General features: G+C 72.6%; 15 protein-coding genes. 7 read left to right on the top strand and 8 right to left on the bottom strand.

The window, feature by feature from the left end; all coding sequences use genetic code 11:
- Positions 1 to 11: 11 nt before the first annotated feature.
- The gene (locus ADL03_RS07720; protein WP_053732653.1) at positions 12 to 1,391 is read left to right on the top strand and encodes a hypothetical protein; all 1,380 of its coding nucleotides are present in this window, start codon (positions 12 to 14) and stop codon (positions 1,389 to 1,391) included.
- A 164-nt stretch (positions 1,392 to 1,555) separates the two neighbouring features.
- On the opposite strand, the gene eccB is transcribed toward ADL03_RS07720, so the two are convergent.
- Both eccB and eccD read right to left on the bottom strand, forming a co-directional pair.
- Positions 1,556 to 2,959 (bottom strand): type VII secretion protein EccB, encoded by a 1,404-nt coding sequence (gene eccB / locus ADL03_RS07715; protein WP_053732652.1) that lies wholly within the window; start codon positions 2,957 to 2,959, stop codon positions 1,556 to 1,558.
- A gap of 1 nt (position 2,960) precedes the next feature.
- Positions 2,961 to 4,343: a type VII secretion integral membrane protein EccD gene (eccD, locus tag ADL03_RS07710; protein ID WP_053732651.1), complete on the bottom strand. Its 1,383-nt coding sequence runs from the start codon at positions 4,341 to 4,343 to the stop codon at positions 2,961 to 2,963.
- A 139-nt stretch (positions 4,344 to 4,482) separates the two neighbouring features.
- Between eccD and ADL03_RS07705 the strand changes: the two genes are divergently transcribed.
- From ADL03_RS07705 to ADL03_RS07685, 5 genes are read left to right on the top strand one after another with little or no spacing between them, the layout of a single operon-like run.
- On the top strand, positions 4,483 to 5,073 hold the full coding sequence (locus ADL03_RS07705) for a hypothetical protein (RefSeq protein ID WP_053732650.1): 591 nt from the start codon (positions 4,483 to 4,485) through the stop codon (positions 5,071 to 5,073).
- Positions 5,070 to 5,639, top strand: coding sequence for a hypothetical protein (locus ADL03_RS07700; RefSeq protein WP_053732649.1), 570 nt, complete (start codon positions 5,070 to 5,072; stop codon positions 5,637 to 5,639). Before ADL03_RS07705 ends, ADL03_RS07700 begins: the two co-directional genes overlap by 4 nt.
- Before the next feature lie 40 nt (positions 5,640 to 5,679).
- On the top strand, positions 5,680 to 7,539 hold the full coding sequence (locus ADL03_RS07695; RefSeq protein ID WP_157528305.1) for a fibronectin type III domain-containing protein: 1,860 nt from the start codon (positions 5,680 to 5,682) through the stop codon (positions 7,537 to 7,539).
- Between the two features lie 4 nt (positions 7,540 to 7,543).
- A complete protein-coding gene (locus ADL03_RS07690; RefSeq protein WP_053732647.1) occupies positions 7,544 to 8,668 on the top strand; it encodes a DUF58 domain-containing protein in 1,125 nt (374 codons plus the stop codon).
- The gene (locus ADL03_RS07685) at positions 8,665 to 10,830 is read left to right on the top strand and encodes a transglutaminaseTgpA domain-containing protein (protein ID WP_053732646.1); all 2,166 of its coding nucleotides are present in this window, start codon (positions 8,665 to 8,667) and stop codon (positions 10,828 to 10,830) included. The genes ADL03_RS07690 and ADL03_RS07685 overlap by 4 nt, the downstream gene beginning before the upstream one ends.
- Here the strand turns inward: ADL03_RS07685 and ADL03_RS48250 are convergent.
- Positions 10,751 to 12,265 carry a BTAD domain-containing putative transcriptional regulator gene (locus ADL03_RS48250; RefSeq protein ID WP_197288181.1) on the bottom strand — a complete coding sequence of 505 codons (1,515 nt, stop codon included), beginning with the start codon at positions 12,263 to 12,265 and terminating at the stop codon, positions 10,751 to 10,753. The genes ADL03_RS07685 and ADL03_RS48250 overlap by 80 nt on opposite strands.
- A gap of 240 nt (positions 12,266 to 12,505) precedes the next feature.
- On the opposite strand from ADL03_RS48250, the gene ADL03_RS07675 reads away from it, so the two are divergent.
- Complete coding sequence (locus tag ADL03_RS07675) at positions 12,506 to 14,305, top strand: fibronectin type III domain-containing protein (protein WP_053732644.1); 1,800 nt, start codon at positions 12,506 to 12,508, stop codon at positions 14,303 to 14,305.
- Between the two features lie 298 nt (positions 14,306 to 14,603).
- Here the strand turns inward: ADL03_RS07675 and ADL03_RS07670 are convergent, their stop codons facing one another.
- From ADL03_RS07670 to ADL03_RS07650, 5 genes are all read right to left on the bottom strand, one after another.
- A complete protein-coding gene (locus ADL03_RS07670; protein WP_197288180.1) occupies positions 14,604 to 15,446 on the bottom strand; it encodes a peptidoglycan DD-metalloendopeptidase family protein in 843 nt (280 codons plus the stop codon).
- Between the two features lie 218 nt (positions 15,447 to 15,664).
- A complete protein-coding gene (locus ADL03_RS07665) occupies positions 15,665 to 16,582 on the bottom strand; it encodes a Dyp-type peroxidase domain-containing protein (RefSeq protein WP_053732642.1) in 918 nt (305 codons plus the stop codon).
- Positions 16,579 to 17,034 (bottom strand): hypothetical protein, encoded by a 456-nt coding sequence (locus ADL03_RS07660; protein WP_053732641.1) that lies wholly within the window; start codon positions 17,032 to 17,034, stop codon positions 16,579 to 16,581. Before ADL03_RS07660 ends, ADL03_RS07665 begins: the two co-directional genes overlap by 4 nt.
- A 12-nt stretch (positions 17,035 to 17,046) precedes the next feature.
- Positions 17,047 to 22,191: an RHS repeat-associated core domain-containing protein gene (locus tag ADL03_RS50455; protein WP_053732640.1), complete on the bottom strand. Its 5,145-nt coding sequence runs from the start codon at positions 22,189 to 22,191 to the stop codon at positions 17,047 to 17,049.
- The gene (locus ADL03_RS07650; protein WP_053732639.1) at positions 22,188 to 24,788 is read right to left on the bottom strand and encodes an RHS repeat domain-containing protein; all 2,601 of its coding nucleotides are present in this window, start codon (positions 24,786 to 24,788) and stop codon (positions 22,188 to 22,190) included. Before ADL03_RS07650 ends, ADL03_RS50455 begins: the two co-directional genes overlap by 4 nt.
- Between the last annotated feature and the right edge of the window lie 31 nt (positions 24,789 to 24,819).

The following is a 24,819-nucleotide window of genomic DNA, read 5'->3' as shown; positions in this document are numbered from 1 at the left end:
GAGTCGATCGCGTGGACTACCGGAGCATGCCGTTGCGGGAGCAGGCCCGCGTCATCGGCGAAGAGATGCGCAACGAGGCACCCCTCACCAAGAAGGGGGACATGTGGGCGGCGGCGGAACGAGAGCTGCCTTCCGTGCGGGACGCGTTCAAGAAGGAGACCAACAAGGCCCGCGAAGCCAAGTGGGACCAGGACGCGGCCGGCAAGCAGTTCGTCGCCACGTCCGAGCGGGGCCAGAAGATTCTCGACGACTGGAGCGAGCGGGTCACCGGCGCGCAGCCGTCGGCCTACCTCAGGGTCGTCGCCAGCGCGCTCATGCCCACCTTCGACGCCGTTCGCATCCAGGTCGAGGAGTACAACAAGGCGTTGTTGCTGGCGATGAGCTCCCCGCAGACGGAGGAGTCCCTGGAGGCGCTCGAGATTCCGTTCCGGATCAAGGCGGGCGAGGCGATGAACCTGCTGGCGGGGTACTACCGCGACGCGGAACGGACGCTGGCCAAGATCAAGGGTGCACCGAGCTTCCAGGACAAGAAGACCGGACGGAACCCGGGAGGCCCCAGGGCGGGCGGCCCGACCGGCGGACCTGACGCGGGAGCCCAGCAGTCTCCCGCGGGTGGTCAGGAGGGAGGGCCCGAGGGTGGTGCGGCCGGTGGTTCCGAGGGCGGCGCGGCGGGCGGTCCCGAGGGCGGGGCGGCCGGAGGTCCCGAAGGCGGGGCCGGCGGTGGTGCGGCGGGTGGAGGTCCGTCGCTCAGCGGAGGCGTGAGTGCGCCACCGATCCCGACGCCGAAGCTGCCTGCCATCCCGACGCCGACCCTGCCGCCGGTCTCCTCGCCGTTCATCCCGCCGATGGTGCCCGGTGGCCACGCCGGCTCGGCGTTGCGGCCCGGCGGCATCGGCGGTACCGGTGGTGGGCGGGTGCCGGGGGTGCACCCCGGCGGCGGTATCGGCGGCATGAGTGCGAAGTCGTCGTTGCCCGCCGCGTCGTTCGGTGCGCCCGCCAGCGCCGCTCCCGGCGGGGTGGCGCCGACCTCGGCGCCGCTCGGTGGCCCGGCGGGCGGACCCGCGGGTGCGGGTGGTGTCCCGCCGATGATGCCGCCGATGGGTGGTGCGGGCATGGGTGCCGGTGGCGCGGGCAACGGGCCCGGTTCCGGTGCGGCGCAACGGCGTGGCAACAGCCGGACCAGGCGCAGGGACGGCGCCACGCCCGGTCTGCCGTCGATGCTCAGCGGCAAGGCGGGCAGGGCGGACGCGAACTCGTTCGCGGTGCGGGGCCACAGGTCTGCCGAGCCGGTTGTGCCGGCCACGGCCCACGTCGTGGACGAGGACCTCTGGCGGGTCGACCAGTGGGCGTCCTCGCAGGACGGTGCGATCAAGCCGCGCCGGCTGCACTGATCAGGTACGGCGCGGAAAGGTCCCGGGGACGACGTCTCCGGGACCTTTCCGCTGCGAGGTGTTCGCGCGGGATGCCTGCGCACGCAAGGCTCCAGGAGCCGCTGACGCGATGCGGACCGGGGCCCCTGGGGACACGACGTTTCCAGGGCCCCGGTCCGCGGTGGTCAGCGGCGGAGCGCGGCATCATGGCCGAGGCCGGAGCCGGAGGGGATCCTCGCGACCAGCCCGGCGGGCATGCGGACGGGTTGCACGCCCGCGAAGCCCAGCACCTCCACCACCTTCGGGTCGGCCAGCGGGTAGGCGATGCCCTGGTCGGTCACCACGATGACCGTTCCCCGAGGCGCGTCCGGGGTGGCCACGGCCTCGACGAGCGCGGCCTGTCCCGCGGGCACCAGCACCCGGTCGGCCAGCACGGCACCGCGGTCGGTCCGCTTGGGCGTCGACGTCAGCGGGTCGGCCTTCGGCATCGGTGGGTCGAGCGTCACCGTCGGCACACCCGTGCCCGCGCCGAAGGTCAGGCACAGCGTCGCGGCGTCACCACCGGGGGCGAACTCCGGTCGCACCGTCGGCGGGTCGCCCGCTTTCGGTGGGACGACGGGGGTTTGCGGGGCGTTGCCCGCTTCGATCAGCCCTATCGGCAACGCTTTCGGCTCTGCGCCCGGATATGCGGCGGCGGTGGCCTGGTGTGCGCGCTGGATGTCGTACTGGAGCTCGGTGATCGGCCGCAGCCTGCCCTTCTCGGCCAGGTAGTGCTGCACGCCGCCGGAGGTCCGCACCGCGAGGAGCTGACCGGCGAGGAAGGACCCGATGCCCGCCGGCTTCCCGATGTCCGCCACCGGAATCGGTGCGACGGGTGCGCCCTGCGGGATCGCCTCGACCACGGCGGGAGCCACCTGGATCGCGGGCGTGGCACCGAGCGCCACCCCGACGGCGGGCACGTCGGCCTTGTCGACGAGGTGCCGATATCCCCTGTGCACCAGGTAACGCGCGCCGGTCTCCGGCACGTCGGCGAGCACCGCGCGGTCTCCGAGCTCGGCGCCGCCAGGTGCCTGCTGTCCCACCATGAGCGCGGACGTCGGTTTCACCGCGCCCGCTTCGTCGGCGGTCGGCTGCGAGCACAGCGTCCAGCCGCCGGTGAGCAGGCCGTCTTTGTCCGGCAACGCATCCGGTGCGTCCGGGATGCCGATGCGAGGGCCACGCGGCACGCCGGTCAGCGAGTCGCGGGACACGCTGAGCGTCGGTGCGTGCTCGTCCATCGCGAGCAGGGCCGAGGCGTAGTTCATGACCGGGTGGAGCCGTTGGTCCAGGTACACGTACCTGGTGCCGGTCTCCTTCTCGACGATCACGGACTTGCCGTCCTGCCAGCCCTTGTTGCCACCGGGGTTGATGATCCCGTAGATGCCGGCTCCGGCGAGCGCGATCACCGCGATGGCGATGCTGCCGAACACGGCGTTGCCCGGGCGGCGGAACGGTGGCTGCTCGGGGTCGGTCTCCCTGGTCACCAGCGCGGAGGTGACCCGCTGGGCCGAGAACTGGTACGCCTGCAGCTGATCGTGCTTCGACGCCATGTCAGCCACCCAACCCGCGCAGGTGACCGTAAAGACCGAGCACGGAACACAGCACCGGGACGATCGCCAGCACCACGACGACCTCCAGCACCTCGGCGTACCGGCCCAGGTGGGGATTCGCCTCCTTCCTGCTGTGCACGATCCCCAGGCCAACGGCGAACGCACCGGCCACCAGCAGGACCGGAGCCGCCATCTCCAGCAGGAGAGCGCGGTCGGACATCAGCGGCCACAGCGCGAGGCACGCCGTGCCCGCGAGGCCGACGGTCAGCAGCGCCGCCCGTTGTCGCACGATCGGGTAGAGCCTCGCCCTGAGCAGGAACCCGGGTGTCAGCACGAGCACCAGGATCAGCGCGGCCGTGCTGTCGCTGCGGATCAGCAGCACGAAGCAGACGACGACCGCGAGCGCGAGCCCGCCGACCATGCCGGTGAGCAACGCGTCCGCCCGCACCACCGCCGCGTACACCGCGGCACGCGGCGGCCGCGGGCTTTCGCGCAGCAGATCGGCGGCGTCGCGCGGCAGCACCGGCAACGGCACGCGCGCCAGCCGGATCGACAGCGGTGCGAGCAGCGGCGAGAGCGCCAGACCGCACCCGGCGACGAGCCCGGCCGCCTCGTGCCCCGCGTACGAGTCGGACGTCGCGAGCCAGCCACCGAGCAGCCCGAGCGTCCCGGCCGTGGCCGCGCCCACGAAGAACGCGGCCCTGTCGACCACGCCGAGCAACGCGATCATCGCGGCGAGCAGCAGCCCGGCGCTCGCGGCGACCAGGTGCGCCGCACCGAGTTCCGGCAACGCGCGGTGGCCGGCGAACACCAGCCCGCCGCCCACGAACGCGAACGGCAGCGCGGCGGCCGCGACCGCCGCACCGAGCCCGGCATCGCCCGCGGCCCTGGCGAGCAGCACCGCCGCGCACAGCAGCACGACAGCGGCGACGATCGACCACCACGCGGCCGCCGGCCACGGCGGCCCCGACCGCAGCACGGCGACGAGGCCGAGCCCGGCGCCGAGCGCACCCGCGGCGAGCCCGCCCAGCCGGGTGTGCCGAGGCGCCCACGCCCCGCCGGTGCGCGCGGAGCCACCGGCGATCGCGTCGACGACGTCGTCGTACTCGAGCTCGGGCCAGTCGGTCTGCGCCGGTGTGAGGTGCAGGACCTCGCCATCGCGGATTCGTTGCGCGGCAAGCGTCCTGGCGGGGTCGAGCGGGGCGCCGTCCGCGCGCCGCAGCACCCAGCCGCCGACGCTCGCGCCGGCGTCGGCGAGCGCGTCACCGGCATGGGCCAGCAGTCCCGGCAGCAGCTCGGCGAGCGGGACCCGTTCCGGTAGCGCGAGGTCGATGCGACGGTCGGGCGCGGCGACCGTCAGCCGCACGAGGCCGATGGTGTTCATGTGGTCTTCCCGGGGTTCGTCCTCTGTCGGCAGCTTGCTGCCGACAGAGCTACCAGTGCGATGGACGCGCCTACGCTCGCCGAAGCGCGACGCTCGGGGAACGGGCTCGGCAGCTAGCGGACATGCCAAGGAGGCGGCGGTGCACGAGGTTCTCCCGATAGGCCACGAACTCGGCGCGCGGCACGACGGCGCCGGCCGGCAGACCTGGCAGGTGCGGATCGGGGCGGAGGTGGCCGATCTCGACGAGGCCCGGTTCGCGGCGTGGAGCGCGGCGCACGGTGTCTCCGGTGACGACGGCGTGGTGCGACCCGCGACGGCCGAGTCGCTGCGGCAGGACCACGGCGCGGAGGTCGTGGCGGACCTGCTGGCCAGGAGGCTGCTCGCGGTGCCGCACCCGGCTGAGGAGTTCGCCTCCCGCCACCGGCTGCTCCCGCTGGTGCTCGGCCTCGGCAGCACGGCGCGGGAGCCGTGGCTGTTCTCGGTGGGGCTGCTCGACCAGCCGGTGGTGACGATGACCGGAGCGCTGTACGACCTGTGGCAGTGGGCGCACCTGTCGCCGGACCTGTGGACGGCGTGTCAGGAGACCGCGCGGGTCGCCGCGGCAGCGGGCGTCACCGAGGCCGAGGAGACGGAGCCGGAGCGGGTGCTCGCCGGTGCGCTCGGTTCGGTGGCACCGCTGCTCGCCGCCAGGACCATGTGCTTCGACGTGCGGATCGAGGGTGTCCGATGAACGTGTTCCCGGTCGGCCACTACGTCGGCGAACGCCACCCCGAAGCGGTGCACCTCGTGCGGGTGGGACTGGCGCACCGGACGTTGAGCGAGGCGGAGTTCGGCGTGTGGGTGCTGGCGCACGGCGTGGCCGAGAGCCCCGCGTGGACGCTGGAGAACCTGCTCGCCCTGGCGGAGAAGGCCGGGCTGCCCGGTGCCCGTGCGGCCGCCGACAGGCTGGCCGGGACCGGTGTCCTGGTGATCGGGAACGAGGTCGCTCTCGCGCGAACCCACCGGTTCGTGCCGTTGCTGGTCGGACTGGGGAACACGGAGCCGCACCCGGACCGGTGCGCCGTCGGCCTGCCGGGTCAGCCGGTGGCGGTGCTCGACGAGAGCAGCTTCGAGCTGTGGCAGTGGGGGCACCTCGCCCCGAGCCTGTGGCACACGTGCGAGGTGCGGGCGGAGGTCGCGGGGTCGGCGAGCGCGCGGGAGGAGCTCGACGGCGTGCTGCGCGACCTGCGGCCGTTGCTGGTCGGCGGGTGCGGTTACCTCGACGTGCTCCACCCCGCTGATCAGCGACTGTACTGATTCTGGACCACCTCTGTACGCGCCTGGCTACCCTGCGTGCGTGAAAAGCGGCATCTGGGGACGTGCGCGTCGCAGGATTTCCGGGCAGCCCGGCCGGGCTTCCCGGTGGCCGGTCGTCGCGCTGGTGGTGGTCTGCCTCGGCGCGGTGACGACCGCGCTGACCGGAGCGGTCAGGCCGGTGTCGGGTCTCGAGTTCCTGCAGAGCGGGCACTGGGTCGTGAACGTGGCGCTCGGCCAGGCGGTGCACGTCGACGGTGCGAACAAGAAGCCGGACGGCCAGGTCGCGCTGCCGAAGGTCGACCGGGGCAGCCAGGTGGTGCAGAGCCCGACCAGCGGTTACGTGGTCGGGTCGAACGACGTCACCGAGTTCGACAGGTCGACGCTGGAGGTCGAGCGGACCGTTCCGCTGCCGTCGAACGGCGAACGCCCGACGGCGGTCGAGGTCGCGGGCGGGCCGTACCTGGTCTACGCGGAGTCCGGACAGGTCGTGCGCATGGGCGGTGGTGAGCCGAAGGTGCTTTCCGCCGGTCGGGGGCTCGGGGCTCCGGTGACGACCGAGGACGCCACGCTGTGGGTGCATCGTGCCGAGACCGGTGCGATCTGCGCGTGGGCACGTGGTGCGGACCAGTTGTCCTGCCCGGCCAGCGCACCCGCCGGGCACACCGGTGGACTCACCGTGAGCGGTGGCAAGCCGGTGTTCGTCGACGCCACGGCCGGCTCGATGAGCACGGTGGAGGCGTCCGGTCTGGGCGAGCAGACCCCCCTCGGCCTCAGCCTGCCGCCCGGCGTGCGGGTCGCGCCGGCCGACGTGGCGGGGAAGATCGCCATCCTGGACCCGGACAGAGACCGCCTGCACCTGGTCGAGCCGGGCGGCACGCCGGTGACCGTCGACCTGCCGGCCGGTGACTACGCGAGCCCGAGCGTCACCGGCACGTCGGTGGTGCTGCTGGACCGCGGCAAGAACGTGCTGCGCACCTACGGCGGTGACGGTCGTCCGCGCAAGGAGACACCGATCCCCGCCGAGAAGGGTGAGCCGCGGCTCAGCCGCGGTGAGGACGCGCGGGTCTACGTCGACGGCGCCGAGGGCAAGCACGTCGTGGTCGTCGACGGCGACGGGTCGATCACCCCGGTCGAGGTCGAGGGCAAGGGGAAGAACGAGAAGCCCCAGCCACCGACCGCGCAGCCGCCGACTGCCCAGCCGCCGCTCGCGTTGCCCGATCCGCAGCCGCCGATCGTTCAGCAGCCGCCGGCCGGGCGGACCCAGCCACCGGTGCGGCAGAACCCGCCACCGGCCACGCAGGCCCCGCCGCCCGCCATTCCGGCGACCCCGCCGGGTCTGTCGGGCAACCTGGCCGTGAACATCACGAGCAACGAGACCGCCGCGACGGTCACCTGGACCGCCGCGCCCGCCAACGGCGCCCCGGTCACCTCGTACCGCCTGAGCTGGGCGCGGGACGACGGGTCCCGTGCCGGTTCGGCCACCGTGTCCGGGTCGGTGTTCACCCACGTCATCCCCGGCATCTGGTCCGGAAAGGACCTTCCGTTCACCGTCACGGTGGTCGCGGTCAACAGCGCGGGCCAGGGGCCGCCCGCCTCGCAACGCACCGTGCCGAACACCCAGCCCACGATCACGATCTCCCGTGGTGGGCCCGCGCCGGAATGCAAGGAGCCGAACTGCGCCTGGATGCGGGTGGTGATGCGCGGGTTCGAGCCGAACACGTACATCGACGTGATGCCGCACTCCACGGATCCGGGGTATTCCAACCCTGGGCATGGAGCGCAGCTCGACAGCGAGGGGAATGCCGAGCTCGAGGCGTTCTACTACCACGGGGTCGGGCACACGGTGTGGGTCACGGCGCAGGGCGTGACCTCGAACCGGCTGAAGTGGACGGCGGGGTGAGGTCGTGCGGTTGACCCGGCGCGGTGTCGCCGTGCTGATCGGCTCCCTCCTGCTCGCGGCCGGCGGCCACTGGGCGGGCTACGAACTGCTGCGCGTGCTCGGCGCGGTCGGTGTCGGCGCGGTGCTGGGCGCGGTCCTGGTCACCGCGCGTGGCCCACGCGTGGAGGTGACCCGCGACGTCTACCCCGGCCGGGTCAACCGCGGAAGTCCGGCGCTGGCCAGGCTGCGGGTGCGCAACGCGGCCTCGTGGCGGATGCGCGGGTTCACCGCGGTGGACCGGGCCGGGCAGAACGTCCGGCCGGTGGCGGTGCACGCGCAGGAGCCCGGCGCCGAGGCCACCTACCACTACGAGCTGCCGACGACGACACGCGGACGCATGCCGGTCGGGCCGCTCGCACTGCACCGCGAAGACCCGTTCGGCCTGGCGCGCAACAGGATCGCGGCCGGGGAGAGCGCGACGCTGTGGGTGCACCCGAGGGTTCATCCCGCATCCGCGCGGATCAGCGGATATCCGCGCCACCACCACGAGGGGTCGGCGACCGACGACGCGTTGCGCGGGTCGCTCGACCTCAGGGAGGTGCGCGAGTACCAGCCCGGCGACGAGGTGCGCAGCCTGCACTGGAAGGCGACCGCGCGCACCGGGCGGTTGATGGTGCGCGACTCCGCCGATCCGGTGCAGCCGAGGTTCACGCTGCTGCTCGACACCCGTGCCGTCATGCCACCGGAGGTGTTCGAGGAGGCGGTCGACCTCGCGGCCTCGCTGCTCAGCGCGTCCGCGCTGGCAGGGCACCACAGCAGGCTCGTCACGTCGTGCGGGGCCGACCTGCCGACGGCGGGCGGCGCGGTGGCGGCACGGCAGTTGCTCGACCGGTTGTGCCTGCTGGGGCAGAGCGACGTCCGTGAGCTCGTGCCGCCCGTGCTTTCCGCCGCGGGACAACGGGGTGGGTGTCTGACGGTGGTGTCGTCCGGTGCCGCGGACCTCCGGGCGCTCGCGGGGCTGCGGTCGCGCTACTCGTCGCGGTACGTCCTGGCGCTGGGCTCGCGCAGCGCGCCGGTTCCGTCCGCGCTGGTGATCACGGCCGTGGATGCGCGGGATGGTGTGCGCAGGTGGAACGAGGTGTCGCGGTGAGCCGGGTTCCCGTCGTCTGCGTGGTGCTCGCTGCCGCGGTGGCCGGTCTGTTCTTCGCCCCCGTGTTCGGGATCCTGCCGCTGCTGCCGCCGATCGCCGCCGTGGCGGTGGTGGCGTGCGGCGTGGTGGAGCTCTGCGCCCGCTATCGGGCGCTGAGCGCTTGGCGACCGCTGCTCGTGACGCTGGCGGGGCTCCTCGGCATCACCGAAACCCTGTTGTTCCCGACCACGTCGTCCGGACTGCCCACCGGCGAGACGGTCGCGGCGCTGCGGACCGGGATCACCGAGTCGTGGCAGCAGACCCTGCAGTCGACCTGGCCCGCGCGTCCGGACGCCGCGCTGATGCTCTTCGTGCCGCTGCTCGTGCTGCTGGCGACCGTGCTCGGGGTCGAACTGGTTCTGCTGTCGCGCAAGCCGTTGCCCGCGCTGGTGCCGAGCTTCGCCGTGGTGGTGGTCAGCCAGCTCTACCTCCCGGTGTCCGGCCTCGCCGCTGTGGGCGGCGCGCTCGGCTACGCGGCCGTCGCCGGGACGCTGGTCGCGGTCAGCCGGTCCGATCGCGCCCAGGGCCAGGGCGGGCTGGTGGTGCCCGCGTTGCTGTTCGGCGTGGTCGCCGCGCTCGCGGTCGGGCTGCTCGTGCCGCCGCCGCAGCCGGGGTACTCGCTCAAGCAGGACCAGGCGGCACAGGTGAACGCACGGGTCACCAGCCCGCTCGACGACATCGCCTACCGGCTCGGGCACCCCGACGAGCCGGTGTTCACCGTGACGGGACACCGGGCCGAGCGCTGGCCGGTCGTCGTGCTGCCCGCGTTCGACGGCGTGAACTGGACGCCCGGCGGGCGTTATCGCCGACTCGGTGTCGAGCTGTCGCCCGGCCCCGTCGTGCGCGTGCCCGTTCACCGGCGTGACGCGAAGGTCGTCGTGCGGGGGCTCGGCGGGCGCTGGCTGCCCAGCCAGGCCTGGCCGGCGGCGGTGACCGGGGTGGATCCGCTGGTCGAGGAGTCACAGGGAACCCTGCTGGCGCAACGGCCGATGGGCGCGGTGACGGAGTACGGGCTCGGCTGGTGGGAGCCCGAGGTCGGGGTCGCGAACCTCGACGGCGCGGCGGTGAACCCGTACGCGGAAGGCGGCACCGGAGGCGTGGGCACCCCGCCGCCGGGCGTGCAGGAGCTGGTCGCGGAGGCCGTGCGCGGCATGCGCCCGAGCTTCCAGTCGGCGTTGCAGCTGGAGCGCCACTTCAAGGAGAACTACAGGCTCGCGGTGGGCACCGACGTACCGAGCGGGCACGGCTGGCCTCAGCTGCGGCGGTTCCTGCTCGACACGAAGCAGGGCACGAGCGAGCAGTTCGCCGCGGCGTACGTCGCGATGGCGCGGATGGCGGGGATCCCGGCCCGGCTGGTCGTCGGTTTCCGCACACCGGCCGGTGCGGGCGGCGAGTACGTGGTGCGCAACAGGGACGTGCTGGCGTGGCCGGAGGTCGCGGTGACCGGAGTCGGCTGGGTGCCGATGGATCCGAACGGGTCCGCGGGCAAGAGCGAGGGCAACGGCGAGGGCCTCGCCGCGGCGGTGGCGCGAGCCCGGGACCAGCTGCCGCCCGTCGAGCAGCTGCAGGACCCGCCGGTCGCCCCATCGGGCAACGGCGACGGGCCGGGCACCGGCCTCGACCTCCGGTTCCCGTGGGAGCTCCTGCTCGCCGGCCTCGCCGTCGCGGTTGTCCTGTGGCTCACCGGGATTCCGCTGGCGAAGCGGGTCCGCGCCTGGCGCAGGCGACGACGGCCGGGCAACGGCGCGGTGGTCGGTGCGTGGCACGAGGCGCGCGACCGGTTGCGCGAGCACCAGGTGCCGCTCACCGAGGGCATGACCCCGCGCGACCTGGCCGCCGTCGCGGCCGGCGTCGGTCTCCAGTCCACAGTGGAGGGACTGCGGCAGCTGGGGTTCGCGGTCGACCAGGCGATGTGGTCCGGCGCCGAACCGTCCGACGAGGTGCGGCTCCGCGCGTGGCAGGCGGTCGGCCTGGTGCGCCGGCGGCTCGCGGAACGGGGCCTGCGCGCCAGGATCCGGGCCGCCGTCGACCCCGGCACCCTGATCAGGCCGCGTACTCGCGAATCCAGTCGATCTCCAGGGTCGAGGTGGTCACGGTCCCGCCCGAGACGAGGTCGAGCTTGACGGTGGGGCTCATGGCGCCCGGCGGCAGCAGGCTCTTCTCGGTGGTGCTGTACCAGACCTCGCCGTTGACGTAGGCGGTGAGCCGGTCCTCGGTCCACTCGACCGCGAAGTGGTTCCACGTCGTCAGGTCGACCTCCCGCACGCCCGACAACGGGGTGGGGCTGGCCGCGCTGTAGAGGAAGAACCTGGCTTCCTGCCGCAGGGCGTCGAACGCCTCCAGGTAGACGATCTCGCCGCCGGCCGGGGGGTTGTTGGCGTCCGGCCAGAGCGTGAGCACCGGCCGGTAGCACGCGCACCCGGCGGGGACCTTGACGCGCGCCTCCCAGCGCCCGTGCTTCCTGCCCGGTGACCGGGCCAGGAACCCCGTGTCGCCGTTGGGCAGGCCGGTGATGACCGCGACGCCGTCGTGCACGCTCACCTGCTCCGGCAGCTGGCGGCCCTTGCCGTCACGTCCGCTGCGCGGTCCGACCGCCGTCCACCCGCCGTCGAGACCGCTGGTGAACTCTCCCGCGTGCACCGGCTCGCCCCAGCCGAACCGGGCCGCCGCGGTGGTGGCGGCGGTGTTCTCCCGCGGGCTCTCCGGCCGTTGGGCGACCACGAAGCCAACGACGAGGACGATGACGACCAGTGCCGCGAGCGCGATGAGCAGCACCGGAGACCTTCGTGGCGCGCTCGCTCGGGCCACGGGAACGGGTGATGGCGCCGGCTCGGCCGGCCCAGCGGCGTCGGTGTCGGCGGTGTCGGCAGCGGTGGTGTCGGCAGCGGTGGTGTCGGTGTCGGCGGTGTCTGAGGCGTCGGCGTCGGCCCGCAGGATCCGCGCGTGCAGGTCGCGCAGGTCGGGTCCGGGGTCGATGCCGAGGTCGGTCACGATCGCGGCCCGCGCCTGCTGGTAGGTGGCGAGCGCCTCCGCCCGGCGGCCGCCCTCGTGCAGCGTCGCGATCAGGCGGAGCCAGGTCCGTTCGCGCAACGGGTCGTCGGCGGTCATCGCACGCAGCAGCGCGATCGCCTCGTCGTCGCGACCGGCGGCGACCAGCGCGTCGGCGAGTGCGGCACGGGCCGACCACCGCAGCTCGGTCAGGCGCGCGCGTTCGAACCCCGCGGCATCGGCGTCCAGCGACTCGAACGGCTCACCGCGCCACAGCTCCAGCGCCTCGCCCAGGTGCCCGGCAGCCGCCTCGGCATCGCCGCCCTTGAAGGCGGTCCTGCCCCGCTCGACCAGGTCCTCGAAGATCGTGGTGTCCAGCTCGTCGCGGGCGACGGTCAGCCGGTACGCGCCCTGCCTGCGTTCGACGCGCTCCGCCGAACCGAGCTGCTGGCGCAACTGGCTCACGTAGGTCTTGAGGTTCACCGAGGCGGAGGCGGGCGGTCCGGACGACCACATCGCGTCGACGAGCTCGCTGTCGCTCACCCAGTGGTTGGCCTTCAGCAGCAGCATGGAGAGCATTCGACGTGGTTTGTCCGCGGACATCCTGAGAGGTTCACCGGATCTGGTGACCTCCAGCGAGCCGAAGACCCGAAACAGCATTCTCGCCCCTGTCATCGCTTCACCGAAAAATGCTGGATGCAGCGGAATTCCCCTTTTGTGCGCACCCCGCCGAACGAGCATAGAGCCGCCGACCTCGCGTTGTACTTCCCCTGATCGATCGCTGTACGACCTGCTCCTACCGTCCGAGCCGTGAACTTGAAGCCGAAACTGGTGCTCGCCGTCGTGGCCACCTGCGCGGCAGGCGCGGTCGCGGCGGCCACGGGCGCGATGAGCTCATCGGCGGGGCCCGGTTTCGTCCTCTCCGGCCACTGGGTGTTCAACGCCGCGCTGCGCCAGGCCGTGCACGTCGACGGGGCGTCGGGCGAGGTCGGCGAACGGGTTCGGGTCGAGGCGGATCCGGGCAGCCAGGTCGTGCAGGGGGACACGGCCGGGTACGTCGTCGGTGGCGGAGACATGACGGAGTTCGACAAGTCCACCCTTGAAGTCGTTGCCACGACAGCGTTGCCCGAGGGCGAGTCGCCGTCCGCGATCGAGGTCGCGGGCGGCCCGTACCTGGTGTTCCGGCAGCTGGGCACCGTGATCCGGCTGGGCCTGCCCAAGGCCGTGGTGCAGGCGGGCGAACCGCTCGGAGCCGCGGTCGCCACCGGCGACGGCACGGTGTACCTGCACCGGCCGCGATCCGGCGCGGTGTGCCAGGTCCGGCGGGAGTCCGACGCGTTGTCCTGCCCGGTGACCGTGCCGCCGGGTCACCGGGGCGCGCTCACCGTCGTCGCGGACCGGCCGATGTTCGTCGACACCTCCAGCGACACCGTCCACGCGGTCGGCCCGGAGGCGCTGGAGGCCGGCGCGCCGCTCGGGTTCGACGCCCCCGACTCGGTCCGGCTGGCCGCGCACGACGTGTCCGGGCGCATCGCCGTGCTCGACTCCGCGGCGCACAAGATGCACCTCGTGGACGCGGTGAAGCCCGCGCAGGACGCGGTCGAGGTGTCGCTGCCGCCCGGTGACTACGACGAGCCCGCCTCCACCGGTTCGCACGTCGCGCTGATCGACCGGGCCACCGACACCCTGTTCACCTACGACAGCTTGGGCAGGCGCGGCTCCAAGCCGATCCCCGCCGAGACCGGCGAACCCAGGTTGACCAGGGGAGAGGACGCCCGGCTGTACGTGGACGGCGCACAGGGCAAACACGTGCTGGTCGTCGACCACGACGGCGCCGTGGCCGAGGTCCCGACCGCGGAAGGCGAGCCGAGCGACCGGACGCAGCCCACGCAACCACCCCAGCGGCCGCAGGACCAGGCGTTGCCACCGGCTCCCGTGGTGAACCCGCCCGTGCGGCAGCAACCGGTACCGCAACGGACCACCGCCACCCCGCCCGCGCGGCAGACGCCACCACCCGCACCGGCCACCCCGCCAGGCGCACCGGCGGGGGTGTCGGCGACGGCGGGCAACCGCGCCGCCACCGTGACCTGGGGTACCGCTCCGGACAACGGCGCCCCGGTCAGCGGCTACCTGGTGTCGTGGACGGCGGCCGACGGCGCCACCGGTTCGGTCGCGGCAGGCGGGGCTCAACGCAGCACCACCGTGCCGAACCTGGTCAACCGCGTCGCGCACACGTTCACCGTCCGCGCGATCAACTCCGCGGGCCAGGGCACCAGCGCGGCGGCGAACCCGGTCACCCCGTACGCCCCGCCGTCGATCACCCTCACCCGCGGTGCCCCGGTCGAGTGCCGGAACGAGGACGACATGCCGTGCAACTGGATGCACGTCGTGATGACGGACTTCGCGCCGAACACCTCCTACAGGGTCATCGCCCGCCGCGCCCAGGACGGTTGGAGCAACGACCACGAACCGAACCGCCTGACCAACGCGAACGGGCGTGCCGAGTTCAACGGCTTCTACTACTACGGGGTCGGTCACACGGTCTGGATAGAGGCCTTCACACCGGAGGGGGTGGTCACCTCCAACCGGATCGTGTGGTCGAGTTCCTGACCGCACATCGGTGGCGCAGCGAAAACCGCGCACGCATCGGGAACGCTGTGGTGCATTGATGAGGGGTATGCACCACAGCGTTCCCGATGTGTGTGCGGCAACTCGAGGTGGTGATCACCTGGTCGTGCAACCTTGGCCGGATAGTGACCGCACGCAGGTCGGCGTGACCGACCAGACCGACCTGTTCCACACCACCAGCCGCGCGCTCTCGTTGCGCTGACGGCACGCCAGGCGCGCGAACCGGTGGGTACGACGGGTGCCCCGGCCGAAGCGGCCGGGGCACCCGGTCATCCGTTCGTCAGGGGCAGTTCGTGCTGCGCGCGAGGTTGCGCGTGCCCCAGTAGGTCGGGTTGCCGTCCCGGAACGTCACCCGCTGCACGGAGCCGTTGAGCTTCTGCTCGTAGTGCAGGTGCGGGCCGGTGGAACCGCCGGTGTTGCCGACCCGGCCGATCATCGTCTTCTCGGACACCGACTGGCCGACGGACACGTCCTGCGAGCTGAGGTGCGCGTACAGGGTCTGCCAGCCGCCCGCGTGGTCGATCACGATGTAGCGCCCGTAGGAGGTGCTGCCCAGGTTCGCGACCTTCGACACCGTGCCCGGTGCGGACGAGTAGACCTTGTAGCCGTTGTCCTCGGGGTAGTGGTTGAGGTCGACGGCGTTGGCCGGGCTGTGGTTGCTGCGGGTGCTCGCCTCCCAGGTCTCCCCGCAGGGGAACGGCAGCCAGAAGCGGCCGGTCGTGCCGGGGTTGAACTGGTGCGAGGCGTTGTTGTTCTTCAGCGTCGAGTTCAGGTTGGTCTTCGCGCCGGCCGCGAAGTCCTGGCTGGCGCCGGCGTAGCCGGAGTTGTAGTACACCCGGACCGTGCCGCCGGTGCGGTTCCACACCGACGCGGCGTTGTTCTTGACGCACAGTCCCTGTCCGGCGCCCGCGCTCTTGAAGTCGTAGCAGGAGGGCTGGGTGGAGCCGTAGTCGGGGACCGACCCCGCGAAGTCGGAGATCGAGCCCGCGCGGTCGCTGTTGTAGAAGTAGCAGAACTCGCCGCTGTCGCAGACGCCGTCCCTGGCCGCCGCGGCCGCCGGGGTCGCCGTCAACGCGGTGAGGCTCGCGGCGGCGAGCGCCGTGGCAGCCGCGGCGAGGGCCAAACGTGTCCATGTCCGTGGTCTGGGCATGTGTTTCCTCACTGGTGTGGGGTTTCTTGAGCGGTCAGGCGGCGCGGAGGTCACACATTCTCGGCCAGGCACATACAAAACAGATATAATTTCCGATCGCCCCCAGCCCGCGCAGGCCGTTCACCTGGAACGATGCCTGTCTCGCGCAGGGTGGCACACCGCTCGCGCGGGGGAGGGCGCGAGGACGGGCTTCAGGCGGGCACCCGGTAGTACCCGCCCGCCGTGGTCAGCAGGTACGGGTGCAGCGCGTCCGAGGCCAGGCGGGACTGCGCGCGGGCGAAGCCGTCCTCGAAGGACGACTGGAACGCCATGAACACCACACCGGTCTCGGCAGGGGTCTCCTGGTAGATCCACGAACGGCGCAGCATGCGCGGCGCCGGGGTGCCCTCGGTGCGCGGGTTCATGGTGCGCACGTGCGAGTTCAGCGGGATCGCCGCGCCGTCCGGGTCGCCGGCGTAGTCGGGGACGCGGCCGGCCGGGGTGCCGTCGAGCCAGGTGCCGTCCGGGTGGCGGCCGATGATCCTGGCCTGCGCCTCGGCGCTGTCGGCGTCCCACAGCGGGTGGGCCAGCCGGATGACGCGCAGCGCGGCGAGGGTGTCGCCGTCGGGCAGCAGCACCGACTGCTCGTTGGTCTGCCCCTCGACGAAGCCGAAGGGGTTGCGCTGCAGGGGTTTGCCGTCCAGCGGCGCGGCGACGTCGCGGTGGACCGGCACCGTCCACACCGGAGTGAGACCGGGCAGTTCGGCGAGCACCTCGGCCAGCCGGGCCGCGCAGTCGTCCCGGTCGTCCCCCTCGACCTGGACGAACGCGTCGGTGCGGGAACGGTCGCGGTCCAGGGTCTCGCCGGGGAAGTCGGGCATCATGGGCACATCCGCGAGCGTCGGGCCGAGGCCGACCATCACGTCGTCGCCGCGCACGCCCAGCAGCTGCGCCCTGGCGTCCGTCCCGCGCGCCCGCAGCAGGGCCAGCGCCCCGGCCGGGCGCGGGGTGCGCAGCGCCGGGTGGGTGCCGGGCGGGTCGGTGGTCGGCGTGCCGCAGCCGGACAGGCCCAGGCACGCCAGCAGCGTGCCGAGGCCGGCGCCGACCAGCAGGTCGCGGCGGTCGATCACCGGGCGACCGTGACCACGAGGTCGTCGAACGAGGGGTCGTCGTAGCCGTCGCTGCACCGCAGCACCGCCCCGTCGCCGGTCTCCTCCACGACGATCCCCGCGTTGCCGACCCACGCCTGGTCGACGCCGGCGTCGTCGACCCAGGTGTTCCACATCCGCACCAGCAGCCCCCCGCGCCCGGACCGGCGCACGGTCAGCTCGACCAGCGGTGGCGCGGTGTCGGTCCACAGCACCACCTCGGCGAGCCGCTGGCCGTTGACCTCCAGCACCCCGCCCCTGGCCTTGACCACCAGACCCTCCCGCCGGTCCCGGCGTGCGCCGGTGAACGCGATCCGCAGGGTCTGGCCGTCGGCGGGGTCGGGCAGCTCGTAGGTCATCGTCACGCGCTGCCCGGCCACGTCGAGGGGCGCACCCCGCCCCTCGGCGAACAGCTCGCCCAGCTTCTTGGCCATCACAGTCCCTCGTCAGTACCCGGGGTGCCGGAAGGGGTCTCTGGCCGCGTGGTCCTGCGGCCAGCGCGGCACGACCCGCTTGCCGCCGTCGCGCATGGGGATCGGCTCGTGGGACAGCTCCATCGACTCCATGCCGCCCTTGTCGGGATTGTAGCGAGTGGGCGGTTGCCCGGACCGCATCCTGGCGAGGTCGGCGTCGGACCACTGCCGGCTCGCGCTGGGGTGCTCCGCGGCGTTCTTCCAGTACCGCGACCGCACGGTCGACCAGGCCGGGTCGTTGCCCGCCGCGGTCTTGGAGTAGATGTCCTGACCGCGTTGCCAGCCCTTCCCGCCGGCCGCCTTCCACCCGTTCTGGATGTCGCGCAGGTCCGCGGCCTTCGACAGCCACTTGCCGATCCCGGCGCCGAGCATCCCGCCGAGGCACCCGGCCGCGGCGGCGCCGCCGACACCGCCCCAGCCCCAGTCGACCTTGCGCCCGGACAGGCGCTGCCCGGCGTAGTCCATCGCCGCGTCCATCGCGGCCCCGCCGAGGCAGCCGAGCAGCAGCGGGTTGGTGCCGGTCGGGTCGGTGGCGTTGGCCGGCGAGTTGCCGACGTAGGCGTAGAGGTTGCCGCCGCCCTGGTAGCCGATCGGGTCCTCGGAGATGAACCGGCCCAGCGCGGGGCTGTAGTACCGCTCGCGGTACTGGAGCAGGCCGGTGCCGTCGTCCTGCCGCCCGGTGAACGACAGATCCGAGCCGCGGGCGTCACCGGTGGTGGCCGGCACGCCGAACGGGTCGTAGGACTGGGTCGCGGCCAGTGTCCCGTCCGCCCGCCCGAGCGCCAGCGGCGACCCGAGCCCGTCGGTCAGGACGCTGTCGGTGATCCCCGCCTTGGCGCGCCCCGCCCACCTGTCGGTGCCCACGGAGAGCAGCCCGGCCGACAACGTGCCCGCACCGTCGAGCTCGGCGGCGGCGTTGGCGCCGTCGTAGACGAACCGGGTGGTCGCCGAGCCGACCGTGCGGGTGTCCCGGATCCCGGTGGGGCCGTAGACGTTGGTGCTGCTCAGCCCGGACCGGCTGGTGCCGGCCAGCTCGCCGCGCGCGTTCCACGTGTAGGCGGTGGTGCCGTCGGAGAGCAGGTTGCCGTCGTTGTCGTAGGTCAGCGCCGTGCCGTCCGCGGAGACCAGCCGGTTGCCGTTGTCGTAGGCCAGGTTCGACCTGGCGGCCGGCAGCGCCACGTTCGCGAGCGAGCCGGTGACCGAGGTCCGCCTGCTCACCGCGTCGTAGGTGTAGCCGAGGTCGCCCTTGGCGGTGCCGTTGTGGCTGTAGGCGATGCCGGTGACCTGCCCGATCGCGTCCCGGGTGAAGGTCTGCCGCCAGCCACCCGGCAACGCGACCGCGCTGGCCCGGCCGGCCGCGTCCCGCGCCACGGTGACCGTGTCGCCGCCACGGGTCGCGCCGGTGAGCTGGTCGGCGTTGTCGTAGGTGTAGGTGGTGGCGGGCAGCCCCGGCACCGTGACACCGGTCGTGCGGCCGAGGACGTCGTAGGTGTAGCCGACCGTGCCGTTGGGGCCGGTGGTGCTGGCGAGCCGGTCGAACGAGTCCCACGTCTGGCTGGTGGTGCCGCCCGCCGTGTCGGTGAGCGTGGTGAGCCGGTCCAGGGCGTCGTAGCCGTAGGTGATCTTCGACTGCTGCGTGGCCGAGCCGGTCACCCCGTACCGGATGCTGACCGGCCGGTTGAGCTGGTCGTAGGTCATCTCGGTGCGCAGCCCGGCGCGGCTGACCGTCGCGGTGACCCGGCCGGTGCCGTCGTAGGTGGTGGTGTCGGTGCGGTTGAACGGGTCGACGCGGGTGACCGCCCGGTCGGCCTTGTCGTAGGTCCACGAGGTCGTCTTGCCGCGGGGATCGGTGTAGGCGGTCCGGTTGCCGTTGGCGTCGTAGGTGAACGTGCTGACGCCGCCGAGCGCGTCGGTGACCTTCACCGGGTTGTTCAGCGCGTCGTAGGCGACGAGCTTGCGCGCCCCCGCCGCGTCGGTCCACAGCACCGGCCGGCCGGCCGCGTCGTGGAAGGTCGTCGCGGTGCGGCCGAGCGCGTCGCGCACGCCGGTCAGCGTGCCGGACTCCCAGGTGAACGTGGTGGTCGCGCCCGCGGGGTCGCGCAGGGTCGCGACCTGCCCCGCCGACGTGCGGGTGGTGGTCGTGGTGCGGCCGAGCGGGTCGGTCGCGGTGAGCAGGTTGCCCTTCGCGTCGTAGGTGAAGGTGCTGGTGCGCCCGGCCGCGTCCTTGGTGGTCGTCGGCTGGTCGAACGCTCCCCAGGTGGCCTCGGCCGAGGTGTACTCGCCTGCGGTGTCCGCGAGGCCGGTCGCCTTCACCACCCGGTCCGCGGCGTCGTAGGTGTACTCGGCGCGCCGGCCGTACGGGTCGACCACGGCGTCGAGCCGGTTGCCGGCGCCGCGTTCGTAGGTGGTGGTCCGCGCCAGCGACGTGCCGAAGGCGGTGGTGTCGGTGGCGACCATCCCGGTGGCGGTGAAGGTCACCCGACGCACCGACCCGTTCGGCTGGGTCACCCTGGTCTCGGTGACCTGGTTCTGCGCGTCGAGGGTGTAGGCGAAGGTGAAGGAACCGCCGTCGGCGATGTCCTGCCGCGACACCCTGCCGTTCGCGTCGTAGGCGACGCTCAGGTAGGTGTTGCCGCGCCCGTCGGTGATGCCGGTGACCCGGTTCGCGGTGTCGTAGGTGTAGGTGGTGACCTTGCCCGCCGGGTCGGTGACGGTCGCGAGCCGGCCCGCCGTGTCGTAGGTGTAGCCGACCTGGCGGCCGATGTTGTCGCTGGCCCTGATGACCCTGGCCGAGGCGTCGTACTCCAGCCCGATCCAGCGGCCGTTGGGCGAGAGGATCTGGGTGACCTCGCCGTTGGCGCCGCTCGGCCGCACGAACGTGACCTGGTTGCCGTTGCGGTCACGCATGGCACGCGGCCTGCTGTACCAGGGGAAGAACCACTTGGTGCCGTCCCGCAGGGTCAGCACCCAGTCGCCGTTCTCCTGCGCGATGGTGGAACCGGTGTAGCGGCCGGGGGAGCCGACCGCGGCGAACACCGCGTCGCCGTAGCCGGTGCCGGGCGAGGTGCGGACGTAGTGCGCGCGCCCGCCGCCCGGCGTGTAGAGGTCGACCTCCTGGTACTGCTGTTCGGAGGCCAGGTACATGTTGTGGTCGGCGCCGGAGTTCAGCCCGAAGTCGCGGCTGTGGTTGTCGCCCTGCCAGTACTGCCGGTTCAGCGAGATCGGCAGGGTGTCGTCGAGGCCGAGATCGGTGTGGGTGTCGGTCAGCAGACCGGTGGACAGGTCGACCGGGTCACCGGAGAGCTTGTCGAGCAGGTCCTGCCACCACGGCTTGTCCGGCTTCGGGTTGCCGCCGGTGTTGAACATCGCGCCGTCGAGGGTCCACAGCTTGGTCTTCTCGTCCGGGATCACCCGGCTGGCGTCCGCGTTGACCTTGCCGTGGCCGTAGACGTACCACTGCTTCTCGGCCGGGTCGTAGTTCCAGAAGTCGACGACGGTGCCGGCGGGCAGCTTGGTGTAGTTCGGGTACACCACGCTCGCGCCGTCCGGGAAGATCGTCGCCCCGCCCGGCTGGACGGTGAAGAACGTGGGCACGATGCCGTTGCGCGGCAACGGGTACGGCGGCCGGTCGATCGGGATGGCGGTGATGCCCAGCTCCGTGACGACCTTGCCGTCCATGTCGCGCACGACGGTGCCGGCCGGGATGTGGACCTCGAGGCCGGGGATGGCCGGCGTGGTCAGGACCGTGTCCTTCGCGGTCGGTGCGGCGAGCTTCACCGTGTGCGCCATGTCCAGCTTGGGCAGCCACACCGGCGCGTCCAGCGGCGTCGTCGTGCCCCGCTCGACCCTGGCGTGGATGCGGAACGTGCCGTACCTGCTCTTGCCGGTGTCCGCCGCGTACCCGTCGACCACGATCATGGTCGCGTTGGCGCGGACGCCGGACAGCAGGAACCGGCCGCTCGCGTCGGTGGTGGTGCGGATCGAGTCGACGCGCACCGGAATGCCGGCCAGCGGCCTGCCGTCGAGCCCGAGCACGTGCCCGCTGATCGCGGTGACACCCCGGGGTGCGGTCAGGTCGGTCACCGGTGTGGCCGGGCCGCGCCGGGTCAGCCAGTCACGGCCGTCGAGGTTGCCCGCGTCCGGCGTCCAGGCCGCGTCGAGCCGGTCGTCGCGGACCAGCGTCGCGGCGTTCGGGGAGGCCGGGTCGGGGTCGACCCGCAGCGAGTCGTCCCGCAGCCGCGCCGGCAGCAGCTGGGGCTTGGTCCTGGTCTCGTGCTTCGGCTCGGCGACGGCCGCGGGAGTCTGCTCGGTCCGCTCGGCCTGCTTGGCCGGTGGTGCGACCGCCGCGGCGACGGCGGTGACGATCCGCGCGGTGAAGGTCGTGGCGCCGGTGTTCGTGCCGTAGGGCCCGAACCACACCTTGTACGTGCCGGTCTGCGGCAATACGCGCCCGGTGACCTCGGTGTTCATGTACTGGTCTGTCAACCGCTGTCCGTCCGGCGCGATGATCTGCCAGGCCGCGCCGCAGCAGCCCAGCGAGCCGGAGGTGTTGCTGGACCCGACGGTGACGGCCTGGCCAGCCGTGCCGGAGAAGGTGGCGAAGGCGTCCTGGCCGGGGTTGGTGACGGTGACGGTCTTCGCGGTGCCGTCGAGGGCGAGTGCGCCCGCGTCGAGGTCGGCCGGGACGGTCCACGCCTTGAAGGTCGTGGAGCCGGTGTTGGTGCCGTAGGGCCCGAAGGAGATCTTGTAGGTTCCGGTCTGCGTCAACGTCTTGGTGTCTACGGTGGTGTTCATGTACTCGTCGGAGATCCGCGTGCCGTCCGGGGCGAACACCTGCCAGGCTGCGCCGCAGCACCCGAGGTTCGCGGACGTGTCGGTGGACTGGAAGATGACGCGCTGGCCGGTGGTCCCGGAGAAGGTGACGTAGCCGTCCTGGCCGGGGTTGGTGATGGAGATGGTCTTGCCGGTGCCGTCGAGGGTGATCGTGCCCGCGTTGACGTCGGCGGGCACGGTCCACGCCTTGAACGTGGTCGAGCCGGTGTTGATGCCGTACGGCCCGAACGAGATCTTGTAGGTGCCCGTCTGCGGCAGCGTCTTCGTGTCGACCGTGGAGCTCATGTACTCGTCCCGAGGTTCGCGGACGTGTCGGTGGACTGGAAGATGACGCGCTGGCCGGTAGTCCCGGAGAAGGTGACGTAGCCGTCCTGGCCGGGGTTGGTGATGGAGACGGTCTTGCCGGTGCCGTCGAGCGTGAGGGTGCCGGCGTTGACGTCCGCCGGGACGGTCCACGCCTTGAAGGTGGTCGAGCCGGTGTTGGCGGCGTAGGGGCCGAACGAGATCTTGTAGGTGCCGGTCTGCGTCAACGTCTTGGTGTCGACGGTGGTGTTCATGTACTCGTCGGAGATCCGCGTGCCGTCCGGGGCGAACACCTGCCACGCGGCGCCACAGCACCCCAGGTTGGCCGACGTGTCGAGGGACTGGAAGATCACCCGCTGGCCCGTGGTCCCGGAGAAGGTGACGTAGCCGTCCTGACCGGGGTTGGTGATGGACACGGTCTTGCCGGTGCCGTCGAGGGTCAGGGTGCCGGCGTTGACGTCGGCGGGCACGGTCCACGCCTTGAACGTCGTGGAGCCGGTGTTGGTGCCGCGCGGGCCGAACCAGATCTTGTACGTGCCGGTCTGGGGCAGCGTGCGCGTGTCCACAGTGGAGTTCATGTACTCGTCGGACAGGCGCGTGCCGTCCGGTGCGATCACCTGCCAGCTCGCGCCGCAGCAGCCCAGGTTCGCGGACGTGTCGAGGGACTGGAAGAGCACGCGCTGGCCCGTCGTGGCCGAGAACGTGACGTAGGCGTCCTGGCCGGCGCTGGAGATCGTGACGGTCTTGGCCGTGCCGTCCAGCGCCAGCGTGCCCGCGTTGAGGTCCGCGGGCACCGACCACGCGGTGAGCGTGACCGAGCCGATCAGCACCGAAGACGGGTCGGCCACGATCCGGTAGGTGCCGGTCTGGGGCAGCGCGATCGTGTCGAGGGTGTCATTGGCGTACTTCGTGTCGCCGACGCGGGTGCCGTCCGGTGCGACGAGCCACCAGTACAGGCCGCAGCAGCCGAACTGCGACGAGGCGTTCGCGGACTGGACGACGACCCGGTTCCCCGCCGTGCCGGCGAAGGTCGTGTACGCGTTCTGGCCGGGCTTGGTGAAGGTGACGGTCTTCGCGGTGCCGTCGAGCGGCTGGGCGCCCGCGTTGAGGTCCGCCGGGACCGACCACGCGCTGATCGTGACCGACCCGGTGTTGGCGCCACCCGGATCGAGGAAGACGCGGTAGGTGCCGGTCTGCGGCAGCGTGATCGTGTCGAGGGTGTCGTTGGGGTACTTGGTGTCGCCGACGCGGGTGCCGTCCGGTGCGACGAGCCACCAGTACAGGCCGCAGCAGCCGAACTGCGACGACGCGTTGGTGGTCTGGACGATGACGCGGCCGCCCGCCGTGCCGGAGAAGGTCGTGTAGGCGTTCTGGCCGGGGTTGGCGACCGTCACCGTCTTCGCGGTGCCGGACAGGGACTGCGCGCCGGCGTTGAGGTCGGCCGGCACCTTCCGCACGGTCACGGTGGTGGTGCCGGCGGTGTCGGTGTCGTTGCGGAGGAAGATCGTGCGCAGCCCGGGACCGCTCGTGGGGCCGGTGTCGATCCAGCCGCCGGTGCCGACGCAGTCGCCGGTGGCGGTCTGCCGGTTGCGCTCGTCGTGGACGCGGGCGTACAGCCCGCAGGAGCCGAAGGTGCCGTCGCTCAACGAGAACGCGAAGCGATCTCCGTCGGCGGCCGAGAAGTACCGCACCGCCCACTTGCGCGCCGCCACCGGCACCTGGGTCGCGGTGCCCACGGTGATGGCCGCGGCGGTGTCGATGCTGGCCGGGTCGATGCCGGTGGGCGGCACGACCAGGACGGCCGAGCTGGTGCCGGTGCCGGCCGGGGTGCTGAGCGACACGGTGCCGGTCGCGGCACCCGGCGGGATCCGGACGGTGAGGGAGCCGCCGGAGCGTGCGGTGACCGCGGCCAGCATCCCGTTGACCCGCACCAGGTTGTTGGCGAACTCGGGGTCGGAGTTGGTCGTGGTGACGGTGACGGTCGACCCGGCGGCGGCGATCTTCGGCGTGACGTCGGTGACGGCCGGCTTGTCGTTGCGGACGACGGTGACCACCGGGCCGGTGCCGGTGCCGCCCGACGTGGTCACGGTGACCGCGCCGGTGGTAGCCGACGTCGGCACGGTGACGGTCAGCCGGTCGGCGGCGGCCGTCTTGACCGTCGCCGCAACGCCGTTGATCTTGACGGTGTTGGCCGCCGCGGTGGTGCCGAAGCCCTTGCCGGACACCACCATTACGTCACCGGGCCGCACGATGCCCGGCACTGTGGACAAGACAGCGACGGCCGGGGTGCCGAGCCGCTCGACCGCCAACGGGTTGCCCGCCGGGTCGTAGGTGTACCGCGCGACCGAACCGTCGGCGCCGACCATGCCGGCGACGCGCCCGAGCGCGTCGTACGCGTAGGTCGCGGGACCGGGCGGTGGGTCGACGAGCGGTGCCGCCACGCGGGGCGCCGCCACCTCCGTCCGGGCAGGCAGGTCACGGGGAGCGGCCGCGACGGGCACCCCGGTGGCCGTGACCACCGAGGAGACCACCGCCACCACCGACACCAGGACCGAGTACTGCCGCAGCCTCGTGTGCACGTCGTCTCCTCGACCGCTCGGCGCGGGGTCT

This window comes from Nocardia sp. NRRL S-836 (assembly GCF_001279525.1).
Taxonomy (GTDB): Bacteria; Actinomycetota; Actinomycetes; order Mycobacteriales; family Pseudonocardiaceae; genus Lentzea.
The sequence above is the reverse complement of the archived record's forward strand: the minus strand, read 5'-3'. Positions and strand labels throughout refer to the sequence as shown.